Origin of the sequence: Thermogemmatispora sp. (assembly GCF_019683635.1) — a bacterium.
GTDB lineage: Bacteria > Chloroflexota > Ktedonobacteria > Ktedonobacterales > Ktedonobacteraceae > Thermogemmatispora.
This window is the reverse complement of record NZ_JADGIA010000001.1, coordinates 1-25,544: the sequence shown is the minus strand read 5'-3', so window position 1 is coordinate 25,544 and position 25,544 is coordinate 1. Positions and strand designations below refer to the sequence as shown.

The following is a 25,544-nucleotide window of genomic DNA, read 5'->3' as shown; positions in this document are numbered from 1 at the left end:
TAGGGGGGAGATGAGAAGAACAGGAGGAAGGATCAGAAGGAACACACACCGTTGAAAGAGCAGATACATCCATCTAGTCGTCCATCCGACCCTACACTATGTTGACTATAGGAGGCTTTGCCATGAGCCAGAGTAGCACTGATGTGCCTCAGTTCTGTGGCCAATGTGGCCACCGCCTCCACAGTAGTGGAGTCTGCATCAATCCTCAATGCACCCTTTACAATCAGCGCATCGTCGACCAGCTAGGTCAGCCAGCCGCCAGTGACCTGTCAACCATCCTCCAGAGCCATCAGACCCCCCTGCCACCCCCTGCACAGAGCGGAGAGGACCAGAGGTCTATACCACCACCGCCACCCACTATGAGCTGGCAAGCAGGGGCCACCCCGACTACACCTGTCCTGCGCGGAGACCAGCGTACGCCCCCCTTGCCCTTTACTCTTCCTCCTTCTTCGTCATCTCCAGCGCCGGCGAGGCAGCGCCAGTCACGCGGCCTCTCTATCGGCCTCATTGTACTACTGAGTCTACTGCTAGCGATCTCGCTGATCTTCAATTTCATAAAGGTGGGTGGCAATGCCCAAACGAATAAATCCACATCCTTCAATACTACGACCGGAACCACGGGGGGCAGTCAGGGTCAGGGCTCGACCTCGCCAGGCGAGTTGACGCCCTCGTCAACCACGCAGCCAGCTCCTGGAACCATTCTCTGCCAGGCCGATGCGGCCCAGGGTTGGAATGGCTGGTCTGGCTCTAACGACTGGAAAGTTTTGAACGGTCAGTTACTGAACGACGGCACAAACGACGATGATTCTCTGCAGCCGACGATTGCGGCACCCTGCTCGCTGAATGGCATTACGAACTACGCCGTCGAGGTTACAGTGCAGATCATTGCTTCTAATAACACCTATAACGATGGGTTCGGTATCACTGTGCGCGGAGATCCCACACAAAACCCGTGGCGCGGCTATATTGCCGCCGTTACTTATACTGATTTTGACACCAATCCCTACAAAGCGCTCTTCGCCGCCGACAGCCTCGACGGCGGCGGCGGTCAAACCCTGGCTAAGGTCCCGTTCAACCCTGGGAATCATAGCCACCTCTACCGTGTCGAAGTCAAAGCGAACAGCCTGAAGCTACTGATCGACGGCGGCCAGGAGCTGGCAGTCACCGATAATCGCTATCTCACCACCTCACAAGTTGGCCTATCGTGCTATGGCTTCCAGCTCATCATCACCAGCTTCAAGGTGTTCAGTCTATGAATTAGCCCGTAAAAAAATAGGGGCAGGCAGCAAGCCCGGCCTGCCCGGAGTGCCTGGAGGCGCCGGCCAGGCCGGGGGCAAAGGCAGCAAGCATCCCAGCCAGCTAGAGAGCGCCACAGCAGAGGACAGGTCGCCTGGACTGAGTCACTTACTCATGGACTGTAGCGCTCTCCCAGCGGCAGTCAGCGGGCTTCAGCTGCTGTATAAGGGCCGCCAGCCCATCGAGATCATCGACGTCGTCGCGGTAGACTACCCAGGCCCGCACTGGCTGGCCGCTATGCTCCCCCTGACCGTCAGCGCTCGGGCGGCGGTAGAGCGCCAGACTGATGCGCGTGCCATTCGGGAAAAACTCCTCCTTGACGCGCGCCAGCTCCTCCCAGCGCAGCACCACCGTCTCGCCGCGCTGACTACGCTTCACAATCTCCTCGGCGCTCACAGTGATCGTAAAGGGCTGCGGGGCAATAATCCAGAGATAATAGATAAAGCCCGCAATAAAGAGCAAAGCCGCAATAGTACTACCGACCGCCGACAGGCCCTCGTGCAAAGCAATCAGCAGTACCGCAAGCGTAATCGCCAGCAACGCTACAATTGTGACTGCTCGCTTCATAGGGCTGAGGCCCCGCCCAACAAAGGTACGCGGCTCAGCCAGCGAAGATGAGACCATCGCCCTCCCTCGCAGATTGCCGAAATGCTGAGGCCGGCATCATCCACCAGCCTTGCTGCTGGCAGCCGATGCCCATCCAGACTCTGGACCAATTGTAGCGGTCAGCCTCCCGCTGATGCAAGCAAGAGGTCAGTCAGCTGCCATAGCAAGCAGACGTCTGAGAAGGCAGAGAAGGGCTGGTCAGCTGAGGTGAGACAGCCATCCTAACGTACTTTGCGTGAGGCATTTCTTATGATATACTGAAGCCGCTGTCTCGTTCATCTAGAGAGCACTGCCTGTAACAAGGGAGTAATCAGAATTCCTGGAATGGCTCACCCCGCTGGCGGGCAGGGCGAGGCAGCGCCAGGGCGTGAGTAGGAAAGCAACGGAAGCAGGACAGCAACAGTATAGGCGAGCTGCCCAGTCCAGTCTAGTCTAGTCTAGCCCAGCCCAGGCAAGGCAAGCGCCGAAGTAGAGACCGACCAATCCTCTCTGTCTTGCTTTGTGCTGTTCTGTTTTGTGCTTGCCCTGCCCACACCGGCAGCACCAGGCAAGCCCGCAAGAGGAGACAGGAGCGTGTCTACAGAACGCAGCAGCCAGACGCCACGGTCCACCGGTAAGCTGTTGGCTACCCAGGGCTATGTAGTGGGAATTGAGATCAGCGGTAGCGGCACGCGCCAATCAGTAGCCCTGGCCGATCTGGATGGCAACATTCTCTATCAGCTGCGCCGCCCTCTGGAGTATATTCCCGATACGACAACCCTGCTCCAGCTGCTGGAGGCCATGCTTGGGGAGGTGTTGGACCCCGAACACCTGCGCGATGGGCGCGTGCTACGCGTAGGTGTCGCCGTAGGCGGGCCAGTCGATGCTTCACAAGGGATCGTGCGGACGCTTTACCATGCACATGGTTGGGATAATTTTCCGCTGCAGGACTACCTGGCCGAGCGCCTGAACGTCCCTTGCATCATCGATAATAACGCGAACGCTGCCGCCCTGGCTGAGGTGCTTTACGGGGCCGGCATTGGGGAGCGAGTGGCTCTCTACGTCGGGCTGGGCCGAGGAATCGGCGGCGGCTTGATCGTCAATGGCCGGATCTACCACGGCGTGACCTCGACAGCGGGCGAGATCGGCCATCTGTTGGTGATGCAGAATGGGCCAAAATGCTCGTGCGGCGGCTACGGCCATCTGGAAGCCATCGCCTCCGCTCAGGCCATTGTTCGCACCATGATCGGTCGTGCCGTCGAGCACCCCGCGACATTAGCGGCTATCCACCGCCTTACCGAGGGAAGGGCCGAGCGCATCACCGTGGGGCAGATCTTTCAGCTGGCCGCAGAGGGCGATGAGGTGGCTCGCTGCCTGATCGACGAGGTGCTGACCTATCTGGCCTTCGCTCTGGCCAATATCGTTCATCTTGTCAATCCCGGTATGATCATCTTAGGCGGGTCGGTTGCGCTCGTGGGGGAACCCCTGATCGCCCCCCTGCGCGAGCGTCTGCGCGCGCTCTGTCTGCCCGCAGCCAGCCAGCATCTGCGCATCGTTCAGGGCAAGCTGGGCCCCCAGGCGAGCCTTGTCGGAGCAGTGACGCTGGCTCTCCAGGATCTGTAATCGCTTTGATTGATAAAGAGGCATCGATTGTGGAAACAGGCCGGGTCATTTGCAGGCGTTACCTGCTGCGACGCTTGATTAAGCAGGGACCTTTTTGCACCGTCTATCAGGGCCTGGACCAGGTCCTGCAGCGCCCTGTCGCCGTCAAGGCGGTGCCCCCGTCGCAGGTGTCTGTCTACCGCACCGCCCTGCGCATGACAGCTCAGTTTTCCCACCCGCATATTGTGGGCCTCTATGATCTCGTTGGCGAGGGCGACCAGTTCTACGTGGTCCAGGAGTACGTCGAGGGCGAGGATTTCGCCGCTCTTCTGCAACGCCAGCTCTCCCCCTTTGAGGTAATCGAGCTTGGCTGTCAGCTCTGCCAGGCCCTGGTCTATGCTGCCAGCGGTAGCCGCCACGTCTGCCACGGCGACCTGACACCCTCAGCCATTCTGCGCGATCGGCAGGGCTTTGTGCGCGTCAATAATTTCGCCCTCCCTAGCGATCTCGCCTATTTCAACGCCTGGAGCGTGGTCGGCGCCGCCGGCATCGTGCTCTCCGACCAGGAATTGCCTTGGGGCCAGGCAAGTGAGGGCCGCCTCGACGATGATACCCGCGCCGTCGGCCTCTTGCTCTATCAGTTGTTGGCAGGACGACCCGCCGGCGCCACCGGCGTCGAGCCGCCTCCCGATGGTCGCCTGCGCTTCTTGCGCGCTATTCCTCCAGAGTTGTGTGATCTCGTCGCCCGCGCAGTCATGCGCGACCATCCTCAGCATATCAATAGACCCGAAGTTCTCTATATGGAACTGAAAGCACTGGGCGAGGCTCTGGAAACCGCCGTACCTGCCTCGGTCGCGGTAGGCGCACCGGCAGTGGAAGAGGGCGCCGTCGCCCGCCCCTTCACTCCCGCTCCGCTGCTACCGGAAACTGACGGCCAGCCCCTTCCATCGCTACCTGGCGGTGAAGGTGGGCGTCGCCTCTCCTCCTTCGCTTCCGCTGGCCCCCACCCGGGTTCCGCTCTGGAGCTGTCACCGGCTTCGCCAACCGTCGCCGACAGCTCGCTGAAGGTGACCCCCGCTCAGCCTCAAGCTCCCCTCTACCCTTACGCTGGCACGCCACCTGCAACCCACTTCAGGCCAGAGGCGGAGCCAGGCCAGGAACAACAACAGATCCCCTTCCTGCTGCTGCTGGTCTGCGGTCTGGTGATCTTTGCCTGCTTCTTTGCCCTGGGCTTCTTCTTGAGCACACTCCTGCTGCATTAGAAGACAATTCAAGAAAGACGCTCCTGACGGCGGGGTGAGCGGGCGGGTCAGAATTAAAGAGAGAGCAAGGGGAAAGAAGGCGAGGTGGTTTTCCAAGCTGCCGCTCTATTGGTCTCGCCCCGGCTGGTCAGCCAGCCGAGGCCGGCCAGCCGGCTCTGAGAGGGCGAGACGTTTCGCTCGTTCGTTTGCTCTTAGTTACTTGCTTGCTTAAACCCCACAAACTGATTGATCCATCCCAGAACAGCGGTAGGCGTAGGCCATCTGCGGACTGTTGTGGGCCAGCCCAACCTGTCCCGCAGCATCGACAATGATTAAGCCTCCTTTACCGCTAGCTTTGGCACTCAAGACAGAAATGGCCGCCTGAGCCGCAGCCTCGGCGCTGGCCCCCAGGGCGACAAAGTCGGCAGCGCGCCGCGCCAGCAACAGGCGTACGAAGTCTTCACCCTGACCTGTGCAGGAGACCGCCGCATGCTCGTCGGCGTAGAAGCCGCAGCCGACAAGGGGAGTATCACCGACGCGCCCGGGATACTTCTGAAAGATGCCTCCCGTAGAGGTGGCCGCCGCCAGCAGTCCCGACTCATCGAGGGCCACTGCTCCCACCGTTCCATGTCGCTCCTCGTCCACGTGGATGCTGGTCGCGCCGACCTGGAGGCGATAATAGGGAGGCTCCCCCTCGTCTGAGGCGAACATCGTTGTGGCCACTTCCAAACGGTAGAAAGACGGCTCATCCTCACCATCCTCGTCCGCCTGGCTTTCGGCCCCACGTTGTCCCTCGCGCCAACGGCGATACTGATAGTCGGTCAACAGATCTTCAGTACGGCAGAGCGGAATCCCTTGTTCCAGCGCAAACTGCTGAGCCCCATGCCCAACAAGCAGAACATGCGGACTCTCCAGCACACGTCGTGCCAGAGTGATCGGATTCTTCACGCCCTCAACGGCAGCTATAGCCCCTACCTGCAGAGTGCGCCCTTCCATGATGCCTGCATCTAGCTCAATCCGGCCATCTTGCGTCAGGGTGGCTCCCGTGCCAGCATTGTAGACCGGATTATCTTCCAGGGCACGCACCGCCGCCTCGACCGCATCGAGAGCTGAGCCTCCTTGCTTCAGAATGCGCCATCCCAGCTCTGCCGCTTCCTGGCAGCCGGCTTGGGCGACCGCTGCCCGCTCCTCGGGGATCGAGCCGGCTCCTCCATGAACAACAATGGCGATAGGCATCTACTCCTGTGCTCCTCATTTCCAACAGATTCATGGCTCTGAGTGCATTGTATCACGCAGCACCCTTCAGCTTCGCACCCCCAGGCCGCAGAGGCTATGTATTATGTATGCCTCAGCTGGTCAGACAACTACCGACAGAGGGAGCGGTGAAGGATTGACAGCGTTGACTAATCCTGCTATAACATAGCGAACACTATCGCTCATCAATCGTTTCCAGCCGACAGGACAGACAGCGTTTGTCAAGCAACCTGGACGGACCAGGAGTTCCCACACTGCAGTAAGGAGAGCAGGCATGACCCAGCCTCTGAGCGGCATCCGTGTACTTGACCTCTCCCGCCTCTTGCCTGGAGGCTACGCCTCGCAATTGTTGGCCGACTTTGGGGCCGATGTCATCAAGGTCGAAGAGCCTGGCAGCGGCGACTATGGACGGCACATGCCCCCCTACGGTCCCAGCGGTATGGGCCTGGCCTTTCTGGCGGTCAATCGCAACAAGCGCAGCCTGACACTTAATCTCAAATCCGAGGAGGGCCGGTCTATTTTCCTGCGCCTGGTACGCAGCGCCGATGTCCTGCTGGAGAGCTTCCGCCCCGGCGTCATGGCGCGTCTGGGCCTGGGCTACGAGCAGCTACGCGAGATTCGCCCCGAGCTGATCTACTGCGCCATTAGCGGCTACGGCCAGGACGGCCCCTACAGCCAGCGCGCCGGCCACGATCTGAATTATCTTGGCTATGCCGGGCTGCTGCACTACAACCGCGATCAGCAGGGGAGACCGGTCATGCCCCCGACCCAGCTGGCTGATCTGGCCGGCGGTGGCCTGATGGCGGTGATCGGCATCCTCACAGCCCTCATTGGGCGCAGCCAGACCGGCCAGGGGCGCCTGGTCGATGTCTCCATGACAGAGGGAGCAATGGCGCTGCTCCCCCTGGCCATTAGCGGCTATCTGACAACGGGTCAGGCCCCGCAACCGGGACACTCTCCCCTCGACGGTGGCCTGCCCTGCTACAATATTTATGAGACAAGAGATGGCGGCTATATTACCCTGGCCGCCCTCGAACCGAAATTCTGGCACGCCTTCTGCACGCGCATCGGCCATCTGGAGCTACTGCCTTTCCATACTCCTGTCGGACCCGAGGAGCGCAAAGAGGCAATCGCCATTCTACAAAGCATTTTCAAAACCAGGACACGCGATGAGTGGCTGGCCGAGCTGGCCGATCTCGACGCCTGCGTCGGGCCGGTCTACTCTCTGGAGGAGGCGCTCAGTGACCCCCACGCACAGGCCCGCGGCGTCGCCCACCTGAGCGAAATCGCCGGTGAAACGCTCGGCACCCTGCGCCCCTTCCCGCGCCTCTCCGACACTTCCCCGGAAGAGCGCTACCAGCCACCACAACTGGGTGAGCACAGCGCCGCAATCCTGAGCGAACTGGGCTACAGCCAGGAAGAGATCGCTGCCTTCCGCGCGCAGGGTATCATCTGAGGATCAACAGCCGGTACTCTCAGACCCTGGTTCCTCCGAACGAAGGAGGCAACCAGCAGCCAGGGGAGAGAACGCGAGGCAGGCGGCAGCGAGTAAGCTACCAGGCATGCAGGCAAGCAGTGGACAGACAGACCGGTCTATGTGATACAATAAGGGAGTGAGCGAACAGCAGATATGCAACTAGGGATCTCAGAGGGGAGAGAGGAGCCAGGTCAGCGCCTCTGGCAGCGCCTGCCGCCTAATCCCCTCGCCGAGCTACGCCAGGTCGCTGAGGAACAAGAGCGGGCAGGTCAGGCGCTGCTCCGCCTGGAGATCGGCGAGCCGAGCTTCCGCACCCCGCCACACATTATCGCAGCCGCCCTTGCCTCCCTGCAGGAAGAAGCCCAAACTTACGGCCCATCCTGCGGTTGGCCTTGGCTGCGCGAGCTACTGGCGGAGAAGATCAGGCGCGTCAATGGTTACGAGGTCTCACCGGCCAACATCGGAGTGACCGTCGGCGGGACGGGCGCAGTCCAGTTAGCCCTGCTGGCGACCGTTGGCGAGGGTGACGAGGTACTGCTGCCCAATCCCGGCTGGCCCCATTACTATCGTCAGCTTGCCATTGCAGGCGCCAGGCCCGTGCCCTACCCGCTTGATCCGGCAAGCGGCTGGCTACCGGACTTGTCCGAGCTGGAGCGCCGCGTCAGCGCACGCACGCGCCTGCTGATTGTCAACAGCCCAGGCAACCCCACCGGGGCCGTCTTCCCCCGGGAAGTAGTGGCCGCCCTCCTGGACTTCGCCCGGCGTCATCGACTGCTGCTGCTCTCAGATGAATGCTACGATGAGCTTGTTTTTGAAGGAGAACATGTCAGCCCCGCTACGCTGCTGACACCAGCGGAGCGCGAGCAGGGAATATTCATCGGCGTCTATAGCTTTTCAAAAACATATGCTATGACTGGTTGGCGCATCGGCTATCTGGTCGCGAGCCAGACTCTCATGCGCAGCCTCAGCCAGGTGCTTGACGCCAGCTATACCAGCCTGCCGCTGGCAACCCAGCGCGCCGCGGCAGCTGCCTTGAGCGGACCACAGGACTGCGTCGCTCAGATGCGCTCCGCCTACCGCCAGCGCCGCGATCGCGCGGTTGCTCTGCTAAAGCGCTACGGGCGCTATGAATACATGCCACATGGCGCCTTCTATATCCTGGTCAATATCGCCAGCAAGCGAAACGGCAGGCAGCATAGCAACGGCAGCGACAGCGCGCAGTCCAGCGCCTTCGCCCTGGAACTGCTCCGCCGTCGGAACGTGCTGGTCGTGCCAGGAAGCCTCTTCGGCTCCAGGACGGTTGACCATGTACGCGTCTCTCTGGGAGCAGAGGAGGAGGCCATCGAGCAGGGCCTCAGCACCATCTGTGAGCTGTGCGAGGAGGAGAAACACGCGCCGGGAGTCGGAGAGGCGCGCGAGCACAGCGAGGAGTTGGGACAACACTAAGCAAGAGCGAACCAGAGCGCACTGGGGTCTGGCGAGCAGCCTGCCTCCTCAGCGTTACTTATAGGCCACCACGCCAAACGCCTCCTGACGCGGCACCACCCGCGGAAAGCCAGCTTCCTGCAAACGGCGGGTCACCCCCCGTAAGGTGCTGCTACCCGCGCGGCTCTGCAGGTCGCCAACATAGTGGAAGAGGCGCCCCCCTCCGCGGAGCACCCGATACAGCTCGCGATAAAAGGCACCCGAGTAGAGTTCGCCAGCCAGATCGAAGGCCGGCGGATCATGGATAATCCGCGAAAAATACTGATCGGGGAAGGTCGGCACTAGCTCGCTGGCATCGCCAAGCATGCGGCGGATTCTCGGATGATGGAAGAGATCCTGTGACCAGGGATTGAAGCGAGCCACCTCCTGGACCGCAGGATCAAGCTCGATGGTAATCACTTCGTCAGCATGACGGGCCGCTTCGATGGCGGTATAACCCAGGCCAGTGGCTGTGTCCAGCACGCGCCCACCGATGGGCGCCAGCGTGCGCATCTTGAGGCGCGTGTCCTCCAGTGGATCAACCTCCTTGACACGGTGCATGACAAAGCCAGCAATCAGCAGGCTGGGCGCCCCCTGGGTCGGATAGAGACTACAGGGGCGATTGGTCACCGATGAGAAGGTCTGGATGGCCCGCACAGAACCATGCTCCAGCAGGAAACAGCTATTGAGAGCAGATGCGATGCGCTCAACATCGTCCCAACGCAACAGTTCGCCCGAAGGAAAAAGTACCCCCTCTTCAGTAAGGGCAACCGTCACTTGGGAGAGGCCCAGGTCCGGCGAGAGTTCCCACTGCCGCCTCCCCTCCCGACGAGCCTGCAAAAGAGGGGCAACCTGGACGTGTGATAAGACAACGTGTAGGCTGGTGACCACAGGTCGCAGTTCCTCGATTTTGAATGGTAGGTGTTAGCGCGAAGATTATATATGGGGGCAAGCTTCAATGCAAGGGGGCCATTTTGACTAACTAAGAGTCTTACTTTGAGGGGCATTTATTGCCATCCGGGTAGACAGCGAGTATAATATCTTTCAACATTTATTGTACCTGCATCGGTAATCGCCGTCTGCTAGCAGGCTCCCCACCAGGCCATGCAGGTGGTAAATGCACAGCAATAAATCGATAAAAAATGGAAACATAACAAGGGAAAACGTATGAGTGGGCAACTCAGCATCATTCTGGTGCCACATACCCATTGGGACCGCGAGTGGTATCTGACCTTCCAGCAGTTTCGCATCCGGCTGGTGCAAACCATAGACAAACTGCTGAATATCATGGAACATGACCCTGCATTCAAGCACTTCATGCTCGATGGGCAAACAATCGTGCTTGAAGACTACCTGGAAGTGCGACCGGAGCAGGAGGAGCGTCTCAAGCAATACATTGCCGAGGGGCGCATTCTCATCGGTCCCTGGTATCTCCAGCCCGATGAGTTTCTGGTCAGTGGCGAGTCGCTGATTCGCAATCTGCAGACGGGTCTCAAGCAAGCTGCACGCTTCGGGGAGCCTATGCGTGTCGGTTACTTACCTGACTGCTTCGGCCATATTGCCCAGATGCCACAGATTCTGCAGGGCTTCGGCATTGACAGCGCGGTTCTCTGGCGAGGTGTGGGTGACGAGGTCAGAGAAAGTGAATTCTACTGGGAGGCGCCAGATGGCACCAGGGTTCTGGTGATCTACCTGCCCGAAGGCTACGGCAATGCGCGCCTGATGCCCCTGACTCCTGATGCCTTCATCACGCGGCTGGAGATGGTGGTCTCGCAGCTACTCGACCGTACTCCGACCACGACGGACACGCTGCTCTTGATGAACGGCTCCGACCATTTGGAGCCGCAGCAGGGCCTGCCGGCAACCATCGAGGCAGCCAATAAGCTCCTGGGGAACACCTCGCGCTCGGCTCACAGCAATCATCATCAGTATGAAGGTATTCATATTCAGATTGGGACGATTCCCCAGTACATCGAGCAGGTGCGTCGGCGCATCGAGCAGCAGCAGCGCCAGCTTCGCCTCCTCCAGGGTGAGCTGCGCAGCAGCCGCTATGCTCATCTGCTCCCTGCCGTTCTTTCGACACGCATGTGGATCAAGCAGCAGAATACTGCGCAGGAGCATCTGCTGCAGCACTGGGTTGAGCCACTGACGCTCTGGGCCTGGAAGCTCGGCGATGACTATCCGCGCGGTCTGGTGAACCTGGCCTGGAAATACCTGCTGCAGAATCAGCCGCACGATAGCATCTGTGGCTGCAGCATCGACCAGGTCCATCGCGAGAATAGTGTTCGCTTTGCGCAGTGTCAGCAGATCGGCGAGGCTCTGGTGAGTCGGGCCTTGCAGCGGGTCACCGAGAGTATGCGGACGCTGCCGCCGCAGCCGCTGGCTGGTCACGGGCAGACGTCTTTCCCGATCGTGGTCTTTAATATGGGGCCCGGGCCACGCAATGCGGCGGTCTCCGTCGAGGTCCCTATCGCTGAGTCGTTGCAGCGCGCAGTCCTCGTCGATGAGAACGGGCGGGCTTTGCCTTTCCGGGTGCTGGGCGAGCATCGTCGGCGCATCGGCAGCCAGACGATTCAACGTCAGGCGCTGGCCCGGATGCAAGCCGTGGGCACCTTTGACCGTCCTGGCCAGTTCCTGGCGCTGACCCACGATACGATCAGGATTGCGATGGGCATCCCCGACGATCCCGATGAGATCGTTGATCTGCGCGTCCTGCCTGCCGCTACTCCTGACCTGCGCCGCATTGAAATTGCTCTCGCGCCCTCCAATCTGCTCAAAGGCGACCGTCAGCGCTTGCTCGCCAGCGAGCAGGAGGTGCTGCAGCTGCTTCAGCGCGAGGAGATCAAAGCCCTGGAGTTCGAGGTCTTTGAGCTGGTGCTGCAGAAGGTCGAGTTCCTGGCCAGCGAGCTGCCGCCTTACGGGGCGAAAACCTACTGGCTCTATCCGGCGGTCCAGCCCGAGCAGGTTCCGCTGCTGGAGCATGCCACGCTGCACTGCGCTCCGCAGTCGATCGAGAATGAGTTTTATCGCGTCGAGGTGGATAGCGAGCTTGGTACGCTCACAGTGACCGACAAGGAGACGGGCGCAGTCTTCCGCGGCCTGCATCGCTTTGTCGATGGCGGCGACGTCGGTGACCTGTATACCTACTGTCCGCCTACACACGATACGCTGATCAGCACGCCGGCCCAGCCACCCCGCATTGAGTTGCTGAGCGCTGGCCCGGTGCGCGCCGCGCTGCGTATCAGCTCGATCTGGCGTCTGCCGGCGACCTGCAGCGATAGCCGTGATAGGCGCAGCGAGGGCTTCGTCGACTGTCCGATCACCAGCGAGATCTCGCTCTACCCCGGGGTGCGCCGCATCGATATCCACACGACAGTGGAGAACAATGCGCGCGATCATCGTCTGCGAGTGCTGTTCCCGATACCTTATACAATAGAAAGGGTGGCCGCCGAGGGAACGTTTGAGGTGCGTCTGCGCCCGGTGACAGCTCCTCGCCCGGAGAACGTCAGCGAGTGGGCCGAGACACCCGTTAATACCTTCCCGCAGAAGCGTTTCGTCGACCTCAGCGATGGCCAGATCGGCCTGGCGGTCCTCAACCGCGGCCTGCCGGAATATGAGGTTGTGCAGGGCGGGCCAGGCCTGGCGCCGGGACAGATGGCGCTGGCTCTGACCTTGCTGCGCTGCGTTGAGTGGCTCTCGCGCGATGATCTTTCAACGCGCCAGGGTCCTGCCGGCCCTATGTACTATACCCCGGAGGCTCAGTGTCCTGGACGCCACGAATTCGACTACGCGCTGGTGCCCCATCGCGGCACGTGGGAAGCCGAGGATGGCCTGGTGGTGCGCGAGGCGCAGGCTTTCAATCTGCCAGCCCGCGCCACGGTGACCAGCCAGCACGACGGGCAGCTTCCGGCCCGCACCTCGCTGGTCGAGGTCTCGCCCCCGGAGCTGGTGGTCAGCGCCATTAAGCGCTCGCTCGATGACCAGGGCTGGGTTGTGCGCGTCTATAATCCGCTCGACCACGAGGTCGAGGCGACTTTCCAGCCCGGTCTTGCCGCCAGTCAGGCATTTGTGGCAAACTTACTGGAGGAACCGCGCGAGCAGCTTGGATGGCAGGGGAGTCAGGATAGCTCATTGCTGCAGGACACACCTCCTATCCGGCGACAGCTGCGCGCCGGGGAGATCGTGACGCTGCTGTTCCGTTAGGCCGTTCTTCTGTTGTGAGTTCTTACTCAGCATCGATAGCGTGTTAGCTCTTCCAGAGCCAGGTCCCGCTGAGGGCGAGGCCGCTTCTCGCTGGGGCCTCGTCTTGCTCAGGCTTCTGCCCTGCCCTCCGCTCTTCTGAGGCAACGGTCGATGGCTGAGCGGGACCTGTCAAGCCTCAAGGCAAGGTGTAACGGAAAGCACTGTGACGGGGCGGTCCAGAGACAGCGCTCACGCTGATCAGCGCTCGCGCGACCGCCCCGCCACGGGGTCTTTCCTCTCCGGCGGGCCAGCCCGGGGGGTACTGGAAGTCCTGGAAGGAGCAACATTCAACCGGGGATGTCCGTTGTAATTGTGTGTACTGAGCTATGTCTATTCTGAAAGGGGCCTTCATCCTGTGAACGCGCAATCTCTTAGCCTTATTCTCGGAGCTACGCCCAGTGGGGGCGGCCTGCTAACAACCCTGCAGAACGCATTGGGGCTTATTATTAGTTTTTTTCTTGCTTTCTTCTTCGTTTTCTGGATAAGCTTGATCATCTGGACATTCCGTGATATCCGCTCCCGCTCTCAAGATCTGGCCACGCAGGTTATTGCCACGCTGCTGGTGGCGGTCTTTAACGTGGGCGGGTTGTTGATCTACCTGATCTTGCGCCCTCGCCAGACGCTGGCAGAGATCTACGAGCGCCAGCTGGAAGAGGAGTCGCTGCTGGCCGAGATGACAGAGCGCCAGACATGCACGAATTGCCACGCCCGCGTGGAGTCGGATTTCCAGATCTGTCCTTCCTGTGGGCAGAAGCTCAAGCGGCCTTGTCCAAAGTGCGAGCGTCTCCTTGAGCTGCGCTGGTCGTTCTGCCCTTACTGCGCTACTAATCTGATGGCCATGCCTATGCAGGGCATGCCCAGCGTCCCCGGCGTCTCCGGGGTGCCCGGCGTTCCGTCGATGCCAGGCGTAGCCGGGATGCCCGCCAATCAGCCACCAGGCGTTCCGATGAGCGGGCCGCTCGGCGGTAATCGCTTCTAGCTCTGGCTCTTAGCCTCTGCAACTCGCTTACCCTTTCTTGTTGGCTGTTTTGGCTGGCTGAGTGGGTGAGCCAGTGAGTAGGGGCGTCATCGAGCGCATGAATAAGCAACTGGCCGACAGTAACAGCTGAGAAGACGATGGATTGGCCCGGCTTTGGCTTCTGGCATCACCCAACTTTGCCCGCTCGGCCTGGATTACTCTGTCGTCCTTCTGCGCTGTCTGCCACCTTTCCCCTTGCACGGTGAGCGCTGCGCTGGCTCCCAGGCACTAGCTCGGTATTCTCTGCTCTGTTGCAGGCTACGGTGACCGGCGATGGGCCGCCTGCCCGGTTTGCTAACCTGGTCAGACGGCTCTTGTCTTGCTTCATTCAACCCTCTCTGAATCGCCGACTGGTCCGTTGTCTGGCCTGCACACATAGCCAGGGAGATTTGAGCTGGCCGCTCGCTGTGTGCTTTTTCTCTTGTTGGGTTGTTCGCTTCGCCCAAATGCTTGCCTTCCTGCCCGGACCCGCAGATGCCTACTGCTGCCCGGTCCAGGCCAGGTATGGCGCCTGGAAAGAGGTGGCGCCTCTAGTCACCGACGCCAGGCAGTCTATGAGGATGAGAGTTTGAGCTGGCTGGTTGAGATGACGGGCTGACTGAGAGACAGGACAGGTCGGCGCGGCAGCAGATGGTACCCGCTTTAGCTCTACCAGTGGTCAATCTGTCCGTCTTTGATTGGCCCAAAGGCCTGCATGTGATATAATAAGAGAGACACCAAAGGGTAACTTCGTTACCACATTGGCTTCTCTCTTTCAGAAAGAATAGATAAGCAGCATAGCAGCTGAGATCTTTTCCTCACAGAGCCTGTCTCCTCGCCCTGCTCAGCACGCAGGTGCTTGAGACCGCCAGGCGCACGCATTCCAGACGATGCGCAATCGAGGGTCGGAAGGCACTGGCCATGTCTTAGCCCGGTAGACCAGAGAGGAGCGGGGGTAAGGCATCAAAGCAAGCGAAGCGAGCAGTAAGGTTTTTGACGAGTGTTGCCTGTCCGTCTCTCTGTCCAGCCTGGGTGGAAACTACCACTGTGGCTTTGGCGAGTGAGCAAGCGAGCAAGCAGGTGAATGGGCAAAGAGAGGCTGTGCGCCTCTGCTCTGAGGCTGTAGCCAGGTTGCTCAGACAGGTAGACAGACAAGCAAGCGGACAGACAGTGAGATAGGCCACGAGAACAGACCAGCCCGCCTCTCCGGCGATGAGCTGGGCTGAGGTGATCAGGTCTGTCAGAGGAAAACTCGGCGCCGGCCAGCGATACGCCGGCTCGCGCGAGTCTACAGGCTGCGATAGCTACGAGGGCGAGAGCGGCCTCTTCGCTCTTTTTCTATAAATAGAAGGCTGTTAGCGCTAAAGGAACGTGCAGACCCTATGGCAAAAGCAAGAGAATCTCTGGCAGTAACGGCTGAGCAGGTAGCTGGTGATGGCGCTCTCCCGAAGGAGAAACTCAATGGCTCCAGGGTAGCGCCGCGTGGTAGTGTCAGCAATGGGGACTATAGCGAGCAGCATATCCAGATTCTGGAGGGCCTGGAGGCGGTGCGCGTCCGACCTGGAATGTACATCGGGTCGACAGATCAGCGCGGCCTTCACCACCTGATCTATGAGGTGGTCGACAACAGCGTCGATGAGGCGATGGCCGGGTTCGCCGATACGGTCACGGTCACCATCCACGCTGATGAGTCGGTGACGATCGAGGACAATGGGCGCGGTATTCCTGTGGAAAAACATCACCAGCGCCCGGAGATGTCGACGCTAGAGGTGGTGATGACGATCCTGCACGCCGGGGGCAAGTTCGGCAGCGGGGTCTATCAGTTCAGCAGCGGCCTGCACGGCGTGGGTGTCTCGGTTGTCAATGCGCTTTCGGAATGGTGCGAGGTGGAGGTGAAGCGCGATGGACATCGCTATCGCCAGCGCTACGAGCGTGGCATCGCCGTCACTCCTGTCGAGGATCTGGGACCAGCTGAGGGCCACGGCACCAAGACCACCTTCCTCCCCGATCTCCAGGTGATGGAGACCCGCGACTACAACTTCGATATCCTGGCCCAGCGCTTCCGCGAGATCGCTTATCTCAACCGCGGCTTGACGATCTCCCTTCGCGACGAGCGCAGCGATCGCGAGGTCACTTTCTACTTCGAAGGGGGCCTCGTTTCGTTCGTTCGCTACCTCAATAAGAACCGCAACTGCCTGCAAAGCCGTCCCGTCAGTATCGTACGCGAGGTCGACCAGGTGAAGGTCGAGATCGCGCTCCAGTATAACGATAGCTGGAATACAACGGAGTTCTCTTTCGCTAACGGCATCAACACGGTGGACGGGGGTATGCACATCACTGGCTTCCGCAGCGCCTTGACGCGCACGCTCAACGACTACGCCCGTAAGATGGGCTTCCTTAAGGAGAAGGAGAGCAATCTGACCGGCGAGGACGTGCGCCAGGGCCTGACAGCGGTGGTCAGCGTGAAGCTGCCGAACCCCCAGTTCGAGGCGCAGACCAAGGCCAAGCTGAATAACGCTGAGGTGCGCCCAATCGTCGAAGCGGTGACAGCGGAAATGCTCTCGGTCTACCTGGAGGAGACGCCCGCGGAGGCACGCGCGATCATCGAGAAGTGCTTGACCTCGGCTCGCGCCCGTGAGGCGGCTCGCGCAGCCCGCGAGCTGGTTCAGCGTAAGAATGCCCTCGATACGACTCTCCCCGGGAAACTGGCCGACTGTACTGAGCGCCGTCCCGATCGCTGTGAGCTGTACCTTGTTGAGGGCGATTCCGCCGGCGGCTCCGCCAAGCAAGGCCGCGATCGCCATTTCCAGGCAATCCTCCCTCTGCGCGGCAAAATCCTTAATGTGGAGCGCGCCCGCCTGCAGAAGATGCTCGAAAACGAGGAGGTCAAGAATATTATCACAGCCATCGGCGTGGGTATCGGTGAATCTTTCGATAAGTCAAAGCTGCGCTATGGACGCATTGTGATTATGTGCGATGCCGATGTCGATGGCGCCCATATTCGCACACTCCTCCTGACCTTCTTCTTCCGCTATATGGAACCGCTGATTACGGACGGCCACCTCTATATCGCTCAGCCACCTCTCTACCACGTGAAGATGGGTAAGGAGGTGCGCTACGCCTATTCCGACGAGGAGCGGGATGCTTTGATCGCTGAATATAAGGCGAAGCATAACGGGAAAGAGCCAGAGGTAGGACGCTACAAAGGTTTGGGCGAGATGAATCCCGAGACGCTCTGGGAGACGACGATGGACCCGGCCCGCCGCACAATCCTGAAGGTGACGATCGAGGAGGCGGTGGAGGCCGATCGCGTCTTCAATATGCTGATGGGCGATGAGGTGGCTCCCCGTAAGCGCTTTATCGAAAGCCACGCGAAGAATGCTGAGCTGGATATCTAGCGTTTAGGCACCTGCCGGACAGCTTACGCCCATCCTTTGAGTTGCTCTCTCCCTCGCTGACCAGCCTCTCCGGCTGGCGAGGGAGGGAGGCATGATATCGCAGCATTCGCTTCTGTTATTTTCCCCTTTTTCTCTTTTTCAATGCCTCACCTGTTCTCCCCCTATCCAGACGCTTCCAGGTTGTTTCTCACTTGTTGAGGCTGGTCAGCTAGCTTGGCCGACGGCAGAGAAGCGCCTGTCCCCCTATCCCTGAGTGAGCAGCGGTTTCCAACAGGTGGGCCACCCACCCCTCTTCTCTTGCGAGGGGCATTCATTCAGATTCAGCTCCACCCGCGGCGCGCAGCCAGGCCAAAAACAAAACAAAGAGGAGACCAGAGTTACGCTGGTCTCCTCGCTTTGAGGTCTCTCTGCTCCAGGTAGCAGGAGAGAGAGCAGGCGCCTGCCGTCAGATGGGCTGCTGCCGGCAGTGCCTGGCGACTAGTGGGTAGCTATAGCCTCGGTGCGTTCGCCTCCTCCAGTAGCGGGCGGCGCTGGCCGCCTGGTGAAGCGCTCCTTGATATCCTCAACCAGTACATAGAGGGTGGGAACAAGGAGCAGCGTGAGCATTGTTGAGGAGGTCAGACCGCCAATGACGACGATGGCAAGATCGCCCGAGATGAGCAGGCTGTCGCCGCCTCCGATGCCCAGAGCCATCGGGATCAAGGCCATTATCGTGGCGAGCGCAGTCATCAAGATGGGTCGCAGGCGTCGCCGTCCACCCTCCACGACTGCTGCGCGCGCATCCAGACCTCGTGCCCTATATTGGTTCACCAGATCGATCAGGACGATGGCGTTGGTGACTACGATACCGATCAGCATCAGGAAGCCAAAGAGGGAGGAGATACCGATCGGTGTGCGCGTAATGGCTGCCAGGATCAGCGAGCCAACGCCGGCAAAGGGAATGGCAATCAGCAGGATCAGCGGCTGCACCAGACTGCGGAAGGTAGCCACCATGACGATGTAGACCAGAGGAATGGCTACCAGCAGGACAAAGTAGAACTGCTGCAGAGCCTGATTTTGCAGCGAGGTGTTGGTGCCCAGGCTGGCACTGGCCCCATTCGGCAAATGGAGGCTGTTGATGCGCTTCTCGACATCGTGGGTCACGGCCCCCACGTTATCGATGGTGGCGGTCAGGGTAATGGTGGCCGTGCGCGTGCCGTTCAGATGTGAGATCTGGGTTGGCCCATTGACCTGGCTGACCGTGGCAATGTCTCCGAGACGAATGCTGCCCGAGCCGGTCGGCAACTGGAGATCGCGCAGCTGCTGCAGGCTAGTCGGCGCCGTCCCCAGCTTGAGGTCAACATCCTGTTGCACCCCGTTGAGCGTCACATGGGTGACCGTGGTGCCATTATAGACCATCTGCAGCAGCTGCCCCACCTGGACCGCTGTCAGACCGTGGGCCAGGGCCTTGGTGGGATCAACATGAACGTCAATCAGGGGGACCGCCGAGGAGAGGTCGCTGCTGACATCGGTGGTGTTGGGCGTATTGGCGACTGCATCGTAGACCTGCTGAGCCGCCTGGCGCAGTGTGGTCTCGTCAGGAGCCTGTACCGTGATATCGACAATGTTGCTGTTACTGGTCTGCAGGAAGGTAAAGGTGCCAACCCCCTGCAGTGTCTTGAGACGGTCACGGACGGTCTGCTGCACATGATTGAGATCGGCGCTCGATTTGACGGTGACAGTATAGGTGGCACTGTTGCCGTTCGAGCTACCCGGGCTGAGGTTGAGCAGAGAGCTGCCGCCTCCGCCAATGGTTACCTGATAGGCCTGGATATCTGGGATCGTGCTGAGCACGTTCTCAACAGGCCGCGCGGCTGCGTCCATGCGGGTCAGACTGGCCGTAGGGTCAAGCTTCTGGCTAAAGCGGAAGGAGGTCGCTCCCTGGTTGCCGAAGACATTGACCGGTAGCAGCGGGAAGAGCGCGCAGCTGCCGAGGAAGAGCAGCAGGGCCACCACGAGCGTAATCGCCCGGTGATGCGTGACCCAGCGTACCAGCGGAACATAGCCCCGCTCCAGGAAGCTCGGCTTTTCCTGGGGAAGAGCACGCTCGCTCTTGGCCTTCTCCGCGGGATTCTTGAGGAACCAGTAGGCCAGCACAGGGATAATGGTCAGGGCCACCAGCAGCGAGGCCAGGAGAGCTACGGTGACCGAGAAGGCCAGTGGGTGAGCGTACTCGCCAACGATGTCCCCGATAAAGGCCAACGGCAGAAAGACACAGACAGTGGTCAGGGTCGAGGCTGTGACAGCAGTCGCAACCTCTTTGACTCCTGCGAGAACAGCCGTGCGCTTGTCTTCTCCTCCTCGCAAATGGCGATAGATATTTTCAAGAACAACGATGGAGTCGTCGACAACTCGCCCGACAGCAATGGTTAAGCCCGAGAGGGTGAGCAGGTTGAGCGAGTAGTTCCCCACCCAGAGGCCGATCAGGGCGATCACAATCGAGAGCGGAATCGAGATCGCAGTGACCAGGGTAGAGCGGACGGAGAGCAGGAAGACGAGGATGACGACGATGGCAAAGAGCGCACCGAGCAGCCCTTCGCGAGCCAGGTCGCGGACTGACTCCTGAATGTAGGGGGCCTGGTCGCTAACGACGGTAATACGAGCGTTATAGCCTAACTTGCGCTCCAGGTCGGGAATCTGGTTGTTGACTTCCTGTGAGATCGAGACCGCATTGCCGTCGTTGGTCTTGGTGATCGAGATGCCCAGACTGGGCTGGCCATTGGTACGCGTGAGGGTAGTCGAGGGCGCGAGATCTTCTTTGACCGTGGCCACATCGCCAAGCTTGATCGGTTTCAGGGTGACACCCGCCGCGGCGGCAGCGCTGGCACTGCTGCTGGCGCTGGTCTGCTGTTGCTGCAGAGCAGCAGCACTGCTGGCCGCGCTGGCGCTGGCCGCTACAGAGCTGCTCGGGAACTGCCCCTGTGGCAGGACCGCCTGCTCACCTACAACCAGGTTTTTGAGGTCATCTAGCGAGCCAAGGGTGTTCCCCACCCGCACCGCGAGCGTTTGATCATTGGTAGTTTGCTGGCCCGCCGGCAGAGTGATGTTGTTAGCCTGCAGCACCTGCTCAACTTGATTGACGGTGAGATTGTGCTGCTGTAGCTTCTTGGGATCGAGCGTGATGCTGACAATCTGCTGGCGCACACCTGTAATGCTGACATTTGCCACACCATTGATCCCCTGCAATGCAGGCACAACAATCTGTTTGAGGCGCACAGCAAGGTCCTGCTGGTTCTGATCCGAGCTGACGGCCAGGATGATGATGGGAACATCAGCAAAGTCATACTGCTGGACCTGCGGGGTGACGTTGGACGGCAGACTGGACTGGGCCTTGTTGATCTCTTCGCTGATGGTCTGCTGGGCCCGGTCAAGGTCGGTCCCGAAGTTGTAGTAGATCGTGATGACAGATAGCCCCTGGCTGGATTGCGAGGTGATCCGCTGCACATTAGAGTTGCCCTGGAAGTTGCTTTCTAGCGGATCGGTGACGTCTTGCTCTACCTGCTCAGGGGCAGCGCCTGGATAGGCGGTGATAACCGAAATAGCCGGATAGACGAGCGGAGGTAGAAGCTCTTGCTTCAACAACGGGATGATATATCCTCCTAACAGGAGCACGGCAATAGTGGCTAAGGCCACTATGCTCCTGTTAGCCATGCTCAGTTTCGCAAGGCGATGCATACTGTTCTCTCGTACCCTTTCTGGTCTGGTTCTAGAAAGATCTAGAACGGTGCAGTTTCGAAATGTCTTTACGAATGGCCCCGGCTATTGGTTACAGCCAGGGGTGAAAAACCGTCCGCGAGCGGGACCAGAAAAGGCCAGCCAGGGCTTTTCTCTCCTACAACGAATGAAGCAAACAGCGTTTCATAGTAGCGAGGCATAGGATGGAGGCAGTCTTTATGCCCTGCACTTTCTGTGGTACAGCAGCCTTGCCACCGGAGGTGCATCGCTGTTTTCGTTGTGGCCAGATAGTCATCGCTTCACAGGAATACGCGGACACAGCGACACCGTCTGGTCAGCTCTCTGGTCGTACGATGGCCAGCAACTCCTCTTGTGCGGCAACGACGGCACGGCCCAGGTCTGGACCGCACCACCTGCTTGAGATGAGAGTGCAGCGCAACATGAGAAGCCTCATCGAGGGCTTCGATCGGCAGTTACCTCACTGACCAGCTCCGGCGCAGCTTATTCCAGGCGCACGAGCAGCGCCATGCAGGCAGTAAAGCCATGAAGAAAGGGACGGCCATCAACAGGCCCAATTTCGCCGCTGCAGAAGAGGCCAACAAGCGGGAGGGGACCAAGATAGTGTTCGACCGCCTCAGCATCGTGATTGGGAGTATCGAAAAGATTCATGCCACGTCCATTACAGGTGCAGAGGATCGCGGCCACCGGTTCGCGGTCACCCAGCTCTTCACGTGCCCGCTCTAACGCATCGCGCAGGTCCATATCGGCGGTGCTGGCATCGCGCATCTGAAACTGAATCGTCTGGCCCACGCGCGGCATAGCCCCAATGGCCAGTCCCCCACTGAGCCGATCAACCCCAATCAGGGGTCGCACCAGGAAACTACCACGCCCAAAGCTCTCACGGTACTCATTGGCCGCCAGGCCCACCAGCAGATTATGGCGAGCACGACGCTGCATAAAAGGCGGTAGTTCCTGCAAGGTCTCTAGCAGAAGTTCATAGGCGGGACGATTAGAAATCGTTTCGACGAGATTGCCACGTACACTGGTGATAGTCCAGGGTTCGCCGATTGGTTCACATCCCTGAGAGACGAGCGGCAGGATAGTGTAGGGGCCGCCGAGGGCCAGCCCGACGCCGCCCTCGCCGAAGACATCGCCATTGCGAAAGACAAAAGTCCGCTGCAGCAAGGGGTGAGCCGAGGCCAGGCCACCCACGATCGGGCAATGGGGGTAGGCCCGCGCCAGCCCTTCCAGCAGGGCCTCGCTATCCAGACGGAAAGGGTCAGCCAGGATGAGCCAGGCGTTGACCTCTTCAGGCGACAGCCCCAGACGCGTATGCCACTCCTCAGCACGCTCGCACTCTTCGACCAGGGCCTGTGTAAAGCGCACCACCCGCAGCCCTGCCCCCGGCAACTGCAGCGTCATCAAGGCCAGAGCTGCTGTCTCCTCCAGCTCTTCGCCCTGGCCAATCACTCCCTGGCCTGAGCAGCCAATGAGCAGCCGCACCCCGCTTTCCTCATAAGCGCGACGCACGAGTTCAGGCAGCGATTCTGCATAGAGGCCACTGGCGAAGAGAATGGCCAGATCGGTGGGACCTTTGACGCGCGCAAGGGCGCGAGCCAGGGCCCGCTCCCAGCGTGCATCTTCGACCAGTGCCACCCGTACCAGGGGCTTCTCCTCAGTCGCATTCATACTTGTTTTTCCATACTCTGTCTCTTCTATGCTTGCCCGCTCGTTCTCCATGACAGGCCCTCAACTGGCACTGGCCCGACAGATAAACTCCACTTCATTGCCATCAGGATCATCCACATACATGGTACGACTGGCCAGCACGGGATGCTTGCCGCCGCGTGGCTGGTAGCCGGCCTGCACGAGAGCTGCGTACTGCGCATCAAAGGCTTCCTCGGGCAGCTCCAATGCCAGATGATGAAGCTGGTAGCCCGCAGGTTTGGCCTTGACTTCCTCAGTCTTGGGCACCAGGACAATCATCTGGGGGATACCGGCTTTCCCCTCGCCAACTTTTAAAAAGACGTTCGGCAGGCTCGGAGGAGAGATCACCTCTAAGCCCAGGAGGTCGCGATAGAAGTGGAGAGCCTTTTCCTTGTCCGCCGTCCAAAGCACAATCTCCGAAATCCCGACGATATGTTTCATCTGGAACACCTGTGTATCGACTGCTCGCTCCTCTCCTTGCTGCTTCGCCAAGCGCATGGAGTACAGAACGGAAGAGTTATCATCACACGGCGCAGAGAGCCGTAGAAGGGGCAGCGCCCTACCTTCTGCTCCTAATTATGATAGTATCGCACACGCAAGAAGGCTCCGGCAACAGCAAGAAAGGTACAGACGAGCAGGAAGGCAAGCCTCGTCCTGGTCGACCTTCAAGGCAGGAACCCGCGGCGCCATTGCGACACTGCGAGCCGCCGGCGGTTCCTGCCCTCGTTGCCAGATGAACCTCACTCACCCTCTCGCCAGTCCAGAGGGCGAGTCGCGATGCTCCACCGCACCGCTTCTAGTAGAGGAATGGGCAGGGATTGCTCGACAGCACCTGACGGAAATCGTTATAGCGCTGCAAGGTTGCTCCACCGCCGCCGAAGGCCAGGTAAGTCAGTTTCAACAGAGAGCCAAACTCACTCGTCTTCCCGAAATCGTTGGTCGTCAGCCCCGGCACGTCGTTTCCAATCAGCCAGAGACAGCTTGGCCCGTGGTGGGCCATGCTGAAGAAGGGATAGAAGTCCGCTGGCACCCCATCGTCCGTATTGGGCACAATGGCACAACCAGCGCCAGTATCCCGATTGCACTGCCCATTGAAGTCCGCCGCCTCAATCCGCGGCGTGTCTGACTCGAAGGCCACTCGACTGTAGTTCTGCTGATCGCCCAGGCCCGTGCGAGGGCTGCTGAAGAGAATCGGCGTCGGATGGAGTCGCGTATTGCCATCTGGCCAGACCGGCTTGTAAGAGGTGCCATCGAAGCCCACATTGGTGCCGTAGCAGCCCGAGACCTGGATGCGCAGCGAGGCCGTTGCTGCAAAGCAGGCGGTATCATCGCTATCAGCCGGCTCAAGATCGCTGCCCGTGCCCTCGCTACCACGACAGACGCCGCTGGCATCAATGGGACCGGTGCAATAGTCGAAATGGCCGATCTCGTCGGCAAAGGCAATATTATAGGAGTGAGCCGCCCAGATGACACGCGTCGCCTCGGAGGAGGTGCTGTACATCGGGTGGAAATCGTAGGGAATGTTGGTGCACTCAGTCGAAGGGGCCGGCGCGAACTTGACCTGTCCAAAACCGTTAGCGGCGCTGGCCGTCATTGCTCCATGCTGGCCCGTCGTCAGATCAAAGAGATCGACCCGCAGTCCATGTGGCGTATCTCCCAGCTTGACCAGGACGAAGTCGCCGGAGTTCATAAAGAGATCGCGCCGCGGATCAGGGGTGAACGTGGCCAGTGTCGACTGCACCGGGTTGGCCGGCGCCTGCGCCCGCCCATCGCGCGTAATAAAGGCGAAGTTGACGTACTCCAGCCCGGTCTGCGCCGCACAGGTTGGGTTGAGCACTGTGCCATGTACAGGGTCCTCCGACAGGCTGTCTATGGTCAGGGCTGCACACCACTGGCGCGCGTCGCAGCTATTACCCTGCGGCCAGGATACAAAGCCAGGCGGGTAAAATTGCAGCTCCATGTAGGCCGTGCCGGGATGATTGGGGCTGATCGCCGGATCAACGATATTGCGATCGCTGTCTGGTGTACACGTGCTCACCTGGAGGGGATAGGACTGGGTGTCGCAGAGGGCCATGCCAAGCCAGAAGGTGATATGTAGCTGGAAGTTGAAGGCTTTGTTTCCTCCAGCACTCAAACCCGGTGGATCGGTTGGTAGACGGAGCAAATAGGTCATGTGGTTGCCCGAGCCGGGCAAAGAGGAGTAGAACAAGACTGAAGGCTCGTCATGTCCCACATAGTAGCCTTCCCCAAAGACCTCTTCAGGGTCTTGTACCTCGGTGCAGGCTGTACCTGGACGGGAACAGTCGATGTGCCAGTGCGTCTGCAAGAGCACAGCAGCCTGCGCTCGACTGGCACCCCCCAGGCTGAGGCCAGTCGCCAGCAGTAAGACCAAACCGAGGGTACCAGCAAGCAGACAGAGTCGATGACTGAGCAGTTTCATGGGGAGCCTCCCGCAAAATCCTTGCTCATAGATGACCATCCGCGTTGATGCACGCTCTGCACTCCAGTGTGCAGAGGAAAGCTCATGCTCCCAAGAGCTGATTATTTCATCACGCTCTACCTCCTTT

Annotated in this window: 16 protein-coding genes; 9 read left to right on the top strand and 7 right to left on the bottom strand. The window is 60.0% G+C overall.

All coding sequences use genetic code 11. The annotated features are described in order from the left end of the window. Window positions 1-122 precede the first annotated feature (122 nt). A complete protein-coding gene (locus IRZ31_RS00075) occupies window positions 123-1,256 on the top strand; it encodes a hypothetical protein (RefSeq protein ID WP_297148243.1) in 1,134 nt (377 codons plus the stop codon). A gap of 148 nt (window positions 1,257-1,404) precedes the next feature. Here the strand turns inward: IRZ31_RS00075 and IRZ31_RS00070 are convergent, their stop codons facing one another. Then, window positions 1,405-1,920 (bottom strand): hypothetical protein, encoded by a 516-nt coding sequence (locus IRZ31_RS00070; protein WP_297148242.1) that lies wholly within the window; start codon window positions 1,918-1,920, stop codon window positions 1,405-1,407. A gap of 555 nt (window positions 1,921-2,475) precedes the next feature. Between IRZ31_RS00070 and IRZ31_RS00065 the strand changes: the two genes are divergently transcribed. Both IRZ31_RS00065 and IRZ31_RS00060 read left to right on the top strand, forming a co-directional pair. Beyond that, entirely contained in the window at window positions 2,476-3,504 is a 1,029-nt protein-coding gene (locus tag IRZ31_RS00065) for an ROK family protein (RefSeq protein WP_297148241.1), read from the top strand. A 5-nt stretch (window positions 3,505-3,509) separates the two neighbouring features. After that, a complete protein-coding gene (locus IRZ31_RS00060) occupies window positions 3,510-4,745 on the top strand; it encodes a protein kinase (protein ID WP_297148240.1) in 1,236 nt (411 codons plus the stop codon). Window positions 4,746-4,952: 207 nt separating this feature from the next. Here the strand turns inward: IRZ31_RS00060 and IRZ31_RS00055 are convergent, their stop codons facing one another. Beyond that, window positions 4,953-5,960 carry an isoaspartyl peptidase/L-asparaginase gene (locus tag IRZ31_RS00055; protein ID WP_297148239.1) on the bottom strand — a complete coding sequence of 336 codons (1,008 nt, stop codon included), beginning with the start codon at window positions 5,958-5,960 and terminating at the stop codon, window positions 4,953-4,955. A gap of 292 nt (window positions 5,961-6,252) precedes the next feature. Here IRZ31_RS00055 and IRZ31_RS00050 point away from each other — a divergent pair, with 292 nt between their 5' ends. After that, entirely contained in the window at window positions 6,253-7,434 is a 1,182-nt protein-coding gene (locus tag IRZ31_RS00050; RefSeq protein WP_297148238.1) for a CaiB/BaiF CoA-transferase family protein, read from the top strand. 174 nt (window positions 7,435-7,608) lie between these two features. After that, a complete protein-coding gene (locus tag IRZ31_RS00045; protein WP_297148236.1) occupies window positions 7,609-8,901 on the top strand; it encodes a pyridoxal phosphate-dependent aminotransferase in 1,293 nt (430 codons plus the stop codon). Window positions 8,902-8,955: 54 nt separating this feature from the next. On the opposite strand, the gene IRZ31_RS00040 is transcribed toward IRZ31_RS00045, so the two are convergent. After that, window positions 8,956-9,810, bottom strand: a complete 855-nt coding sequence (locus IRZ31_RS00040) for a methyltransferase domain-containing protein (protein ID WP_297148235.1) — start codon at window positions 9,808-9,810, stop codon at window positions 8,956-8,958. Between the two features lie 276 nt (window positions 9,811-10,086). Between IRZ31_RS00040 and IRZ31_RS00035 the strand changes: the two genes are divergently transcribed. From IRZ31_RS00035 to gyrB, 3 genes are all read left to right on the top strand, one after another. Further along, complete coding sequence (locus IRZ31_RS00035) at window positions 10,087-13,122, top strand: glycoside hydrolase family 38 C-terminal domain-containing protein (protein ID WP_297148234.1); 3,036 nt, start codon at window positions 10,087-10,089, stop codon at window positions 13,120-13,122. A 394-nt stretch (window positions 13,123-13,516) separates the two neighbouring features. Continuing rightward, window positions 13,517-14,140, top strand: coding sequence for a zinc ribbon domain-containing protein (locus IRZ31_RS00030; RefSeq protein ID WP_297148233.1), 624 nt, complete (start codon window positions 13,517-13,519; stop codon window positions 14,138-14,140). 1,400 nt (window positions 14,141-15,540) lie between these two features. Further along, window positions 15,541-17,556: a DNA topoisomerase (ATP-hydrolyzing) subunit B gene (gene gyrB, locus IRZ31_RS00025; RefSeq protein WP_297148232.1), complete on the top strand. Its 2,016-nt coding sequence runs from the start codon at window positions 15,541-15,543 to the stop codon at window positions 17,554-17,556. A 477-nt stretch (window positions 17,557-18,033) separates the two neighbouring features. Here the strand turns inward: gyrB and IRZ31_RS00020 are convergent, their stop codons facing one another. Further along, the gene (locus IRZ31_RS00020) at window positions 18,034-21,246 is read right to left on the bottom strand and encodes an efflux RND transporter permease subunit (protein ID WP_297148231.1); all 3,213 of its coding nucleotides are present in this window, start codon (window positions 21,244-21,246) and stop codon (window positions 18,034-18,036) included. Between the two features lie 301 nt (window positions 21,247-21,547). Between IRZ31_RS00020 and IRZ31_RS21305 the strand changes: the two genes are divergently transcribed. Beyond that, window positions 21,548-21,691, top strand: a complete 144-nt coding sequence (locus IRZ31_RS21305) for a WD40 repeat domain-containing protein (protein WP_363325616.1) — start codon at window positions 21,548-21,550, stop codon at window positions 21,689-21,691. 80 nt (window positions 21,692-21,771) lie between these two features. Here IRZ31_RS21305 and IRZ31_RS00015 read toward each other — a convergent pair whose 3' ends face one another. From IRZ31_RS00015 to IRZ31_RS00005, 3 genes are all read right to left on the bottom strand, one after another. Beyond that, window positions 21,772-22,959 (bottom strand): FIST N-terminal domain-containing protein, encoded by a 1,188-nt coding sequence (locus IRZ31_RS00015; protein WP_297148230.1) that lies wholly within the window; start codon window positions 22,957-22,959, stop codon window positions 21,772-21,774. 60 nt (window positions 22,960-23,019) lie between these two features. Then, window positions 23,020-23,418: a VOC family protein gene (locus IRZ31_RS00010; protein ID WP_151729380.1), complete on the bottom strand. Its 399-nt coding sequence runs from the start codon at window positions 23,416-23,418 to the stop codon at window positions 23,020-23,022. Between the two features lie 355 nt (window positions 23,419-23,773). After that, the gene (locus IRZ31_RS00005) at window positions 23,774-25,417 is read right to left on the bottom strand and encodes a hypothetical protein (protein WP_297148229.1); all 1,644 of its coding nucleotides are present in this window, start codon (window positions 25,415-25,417) and stop codon (window positions 23,774-23,776) included. Window positions 25,418-25,544: the final 127 nt, after the last annotated feature.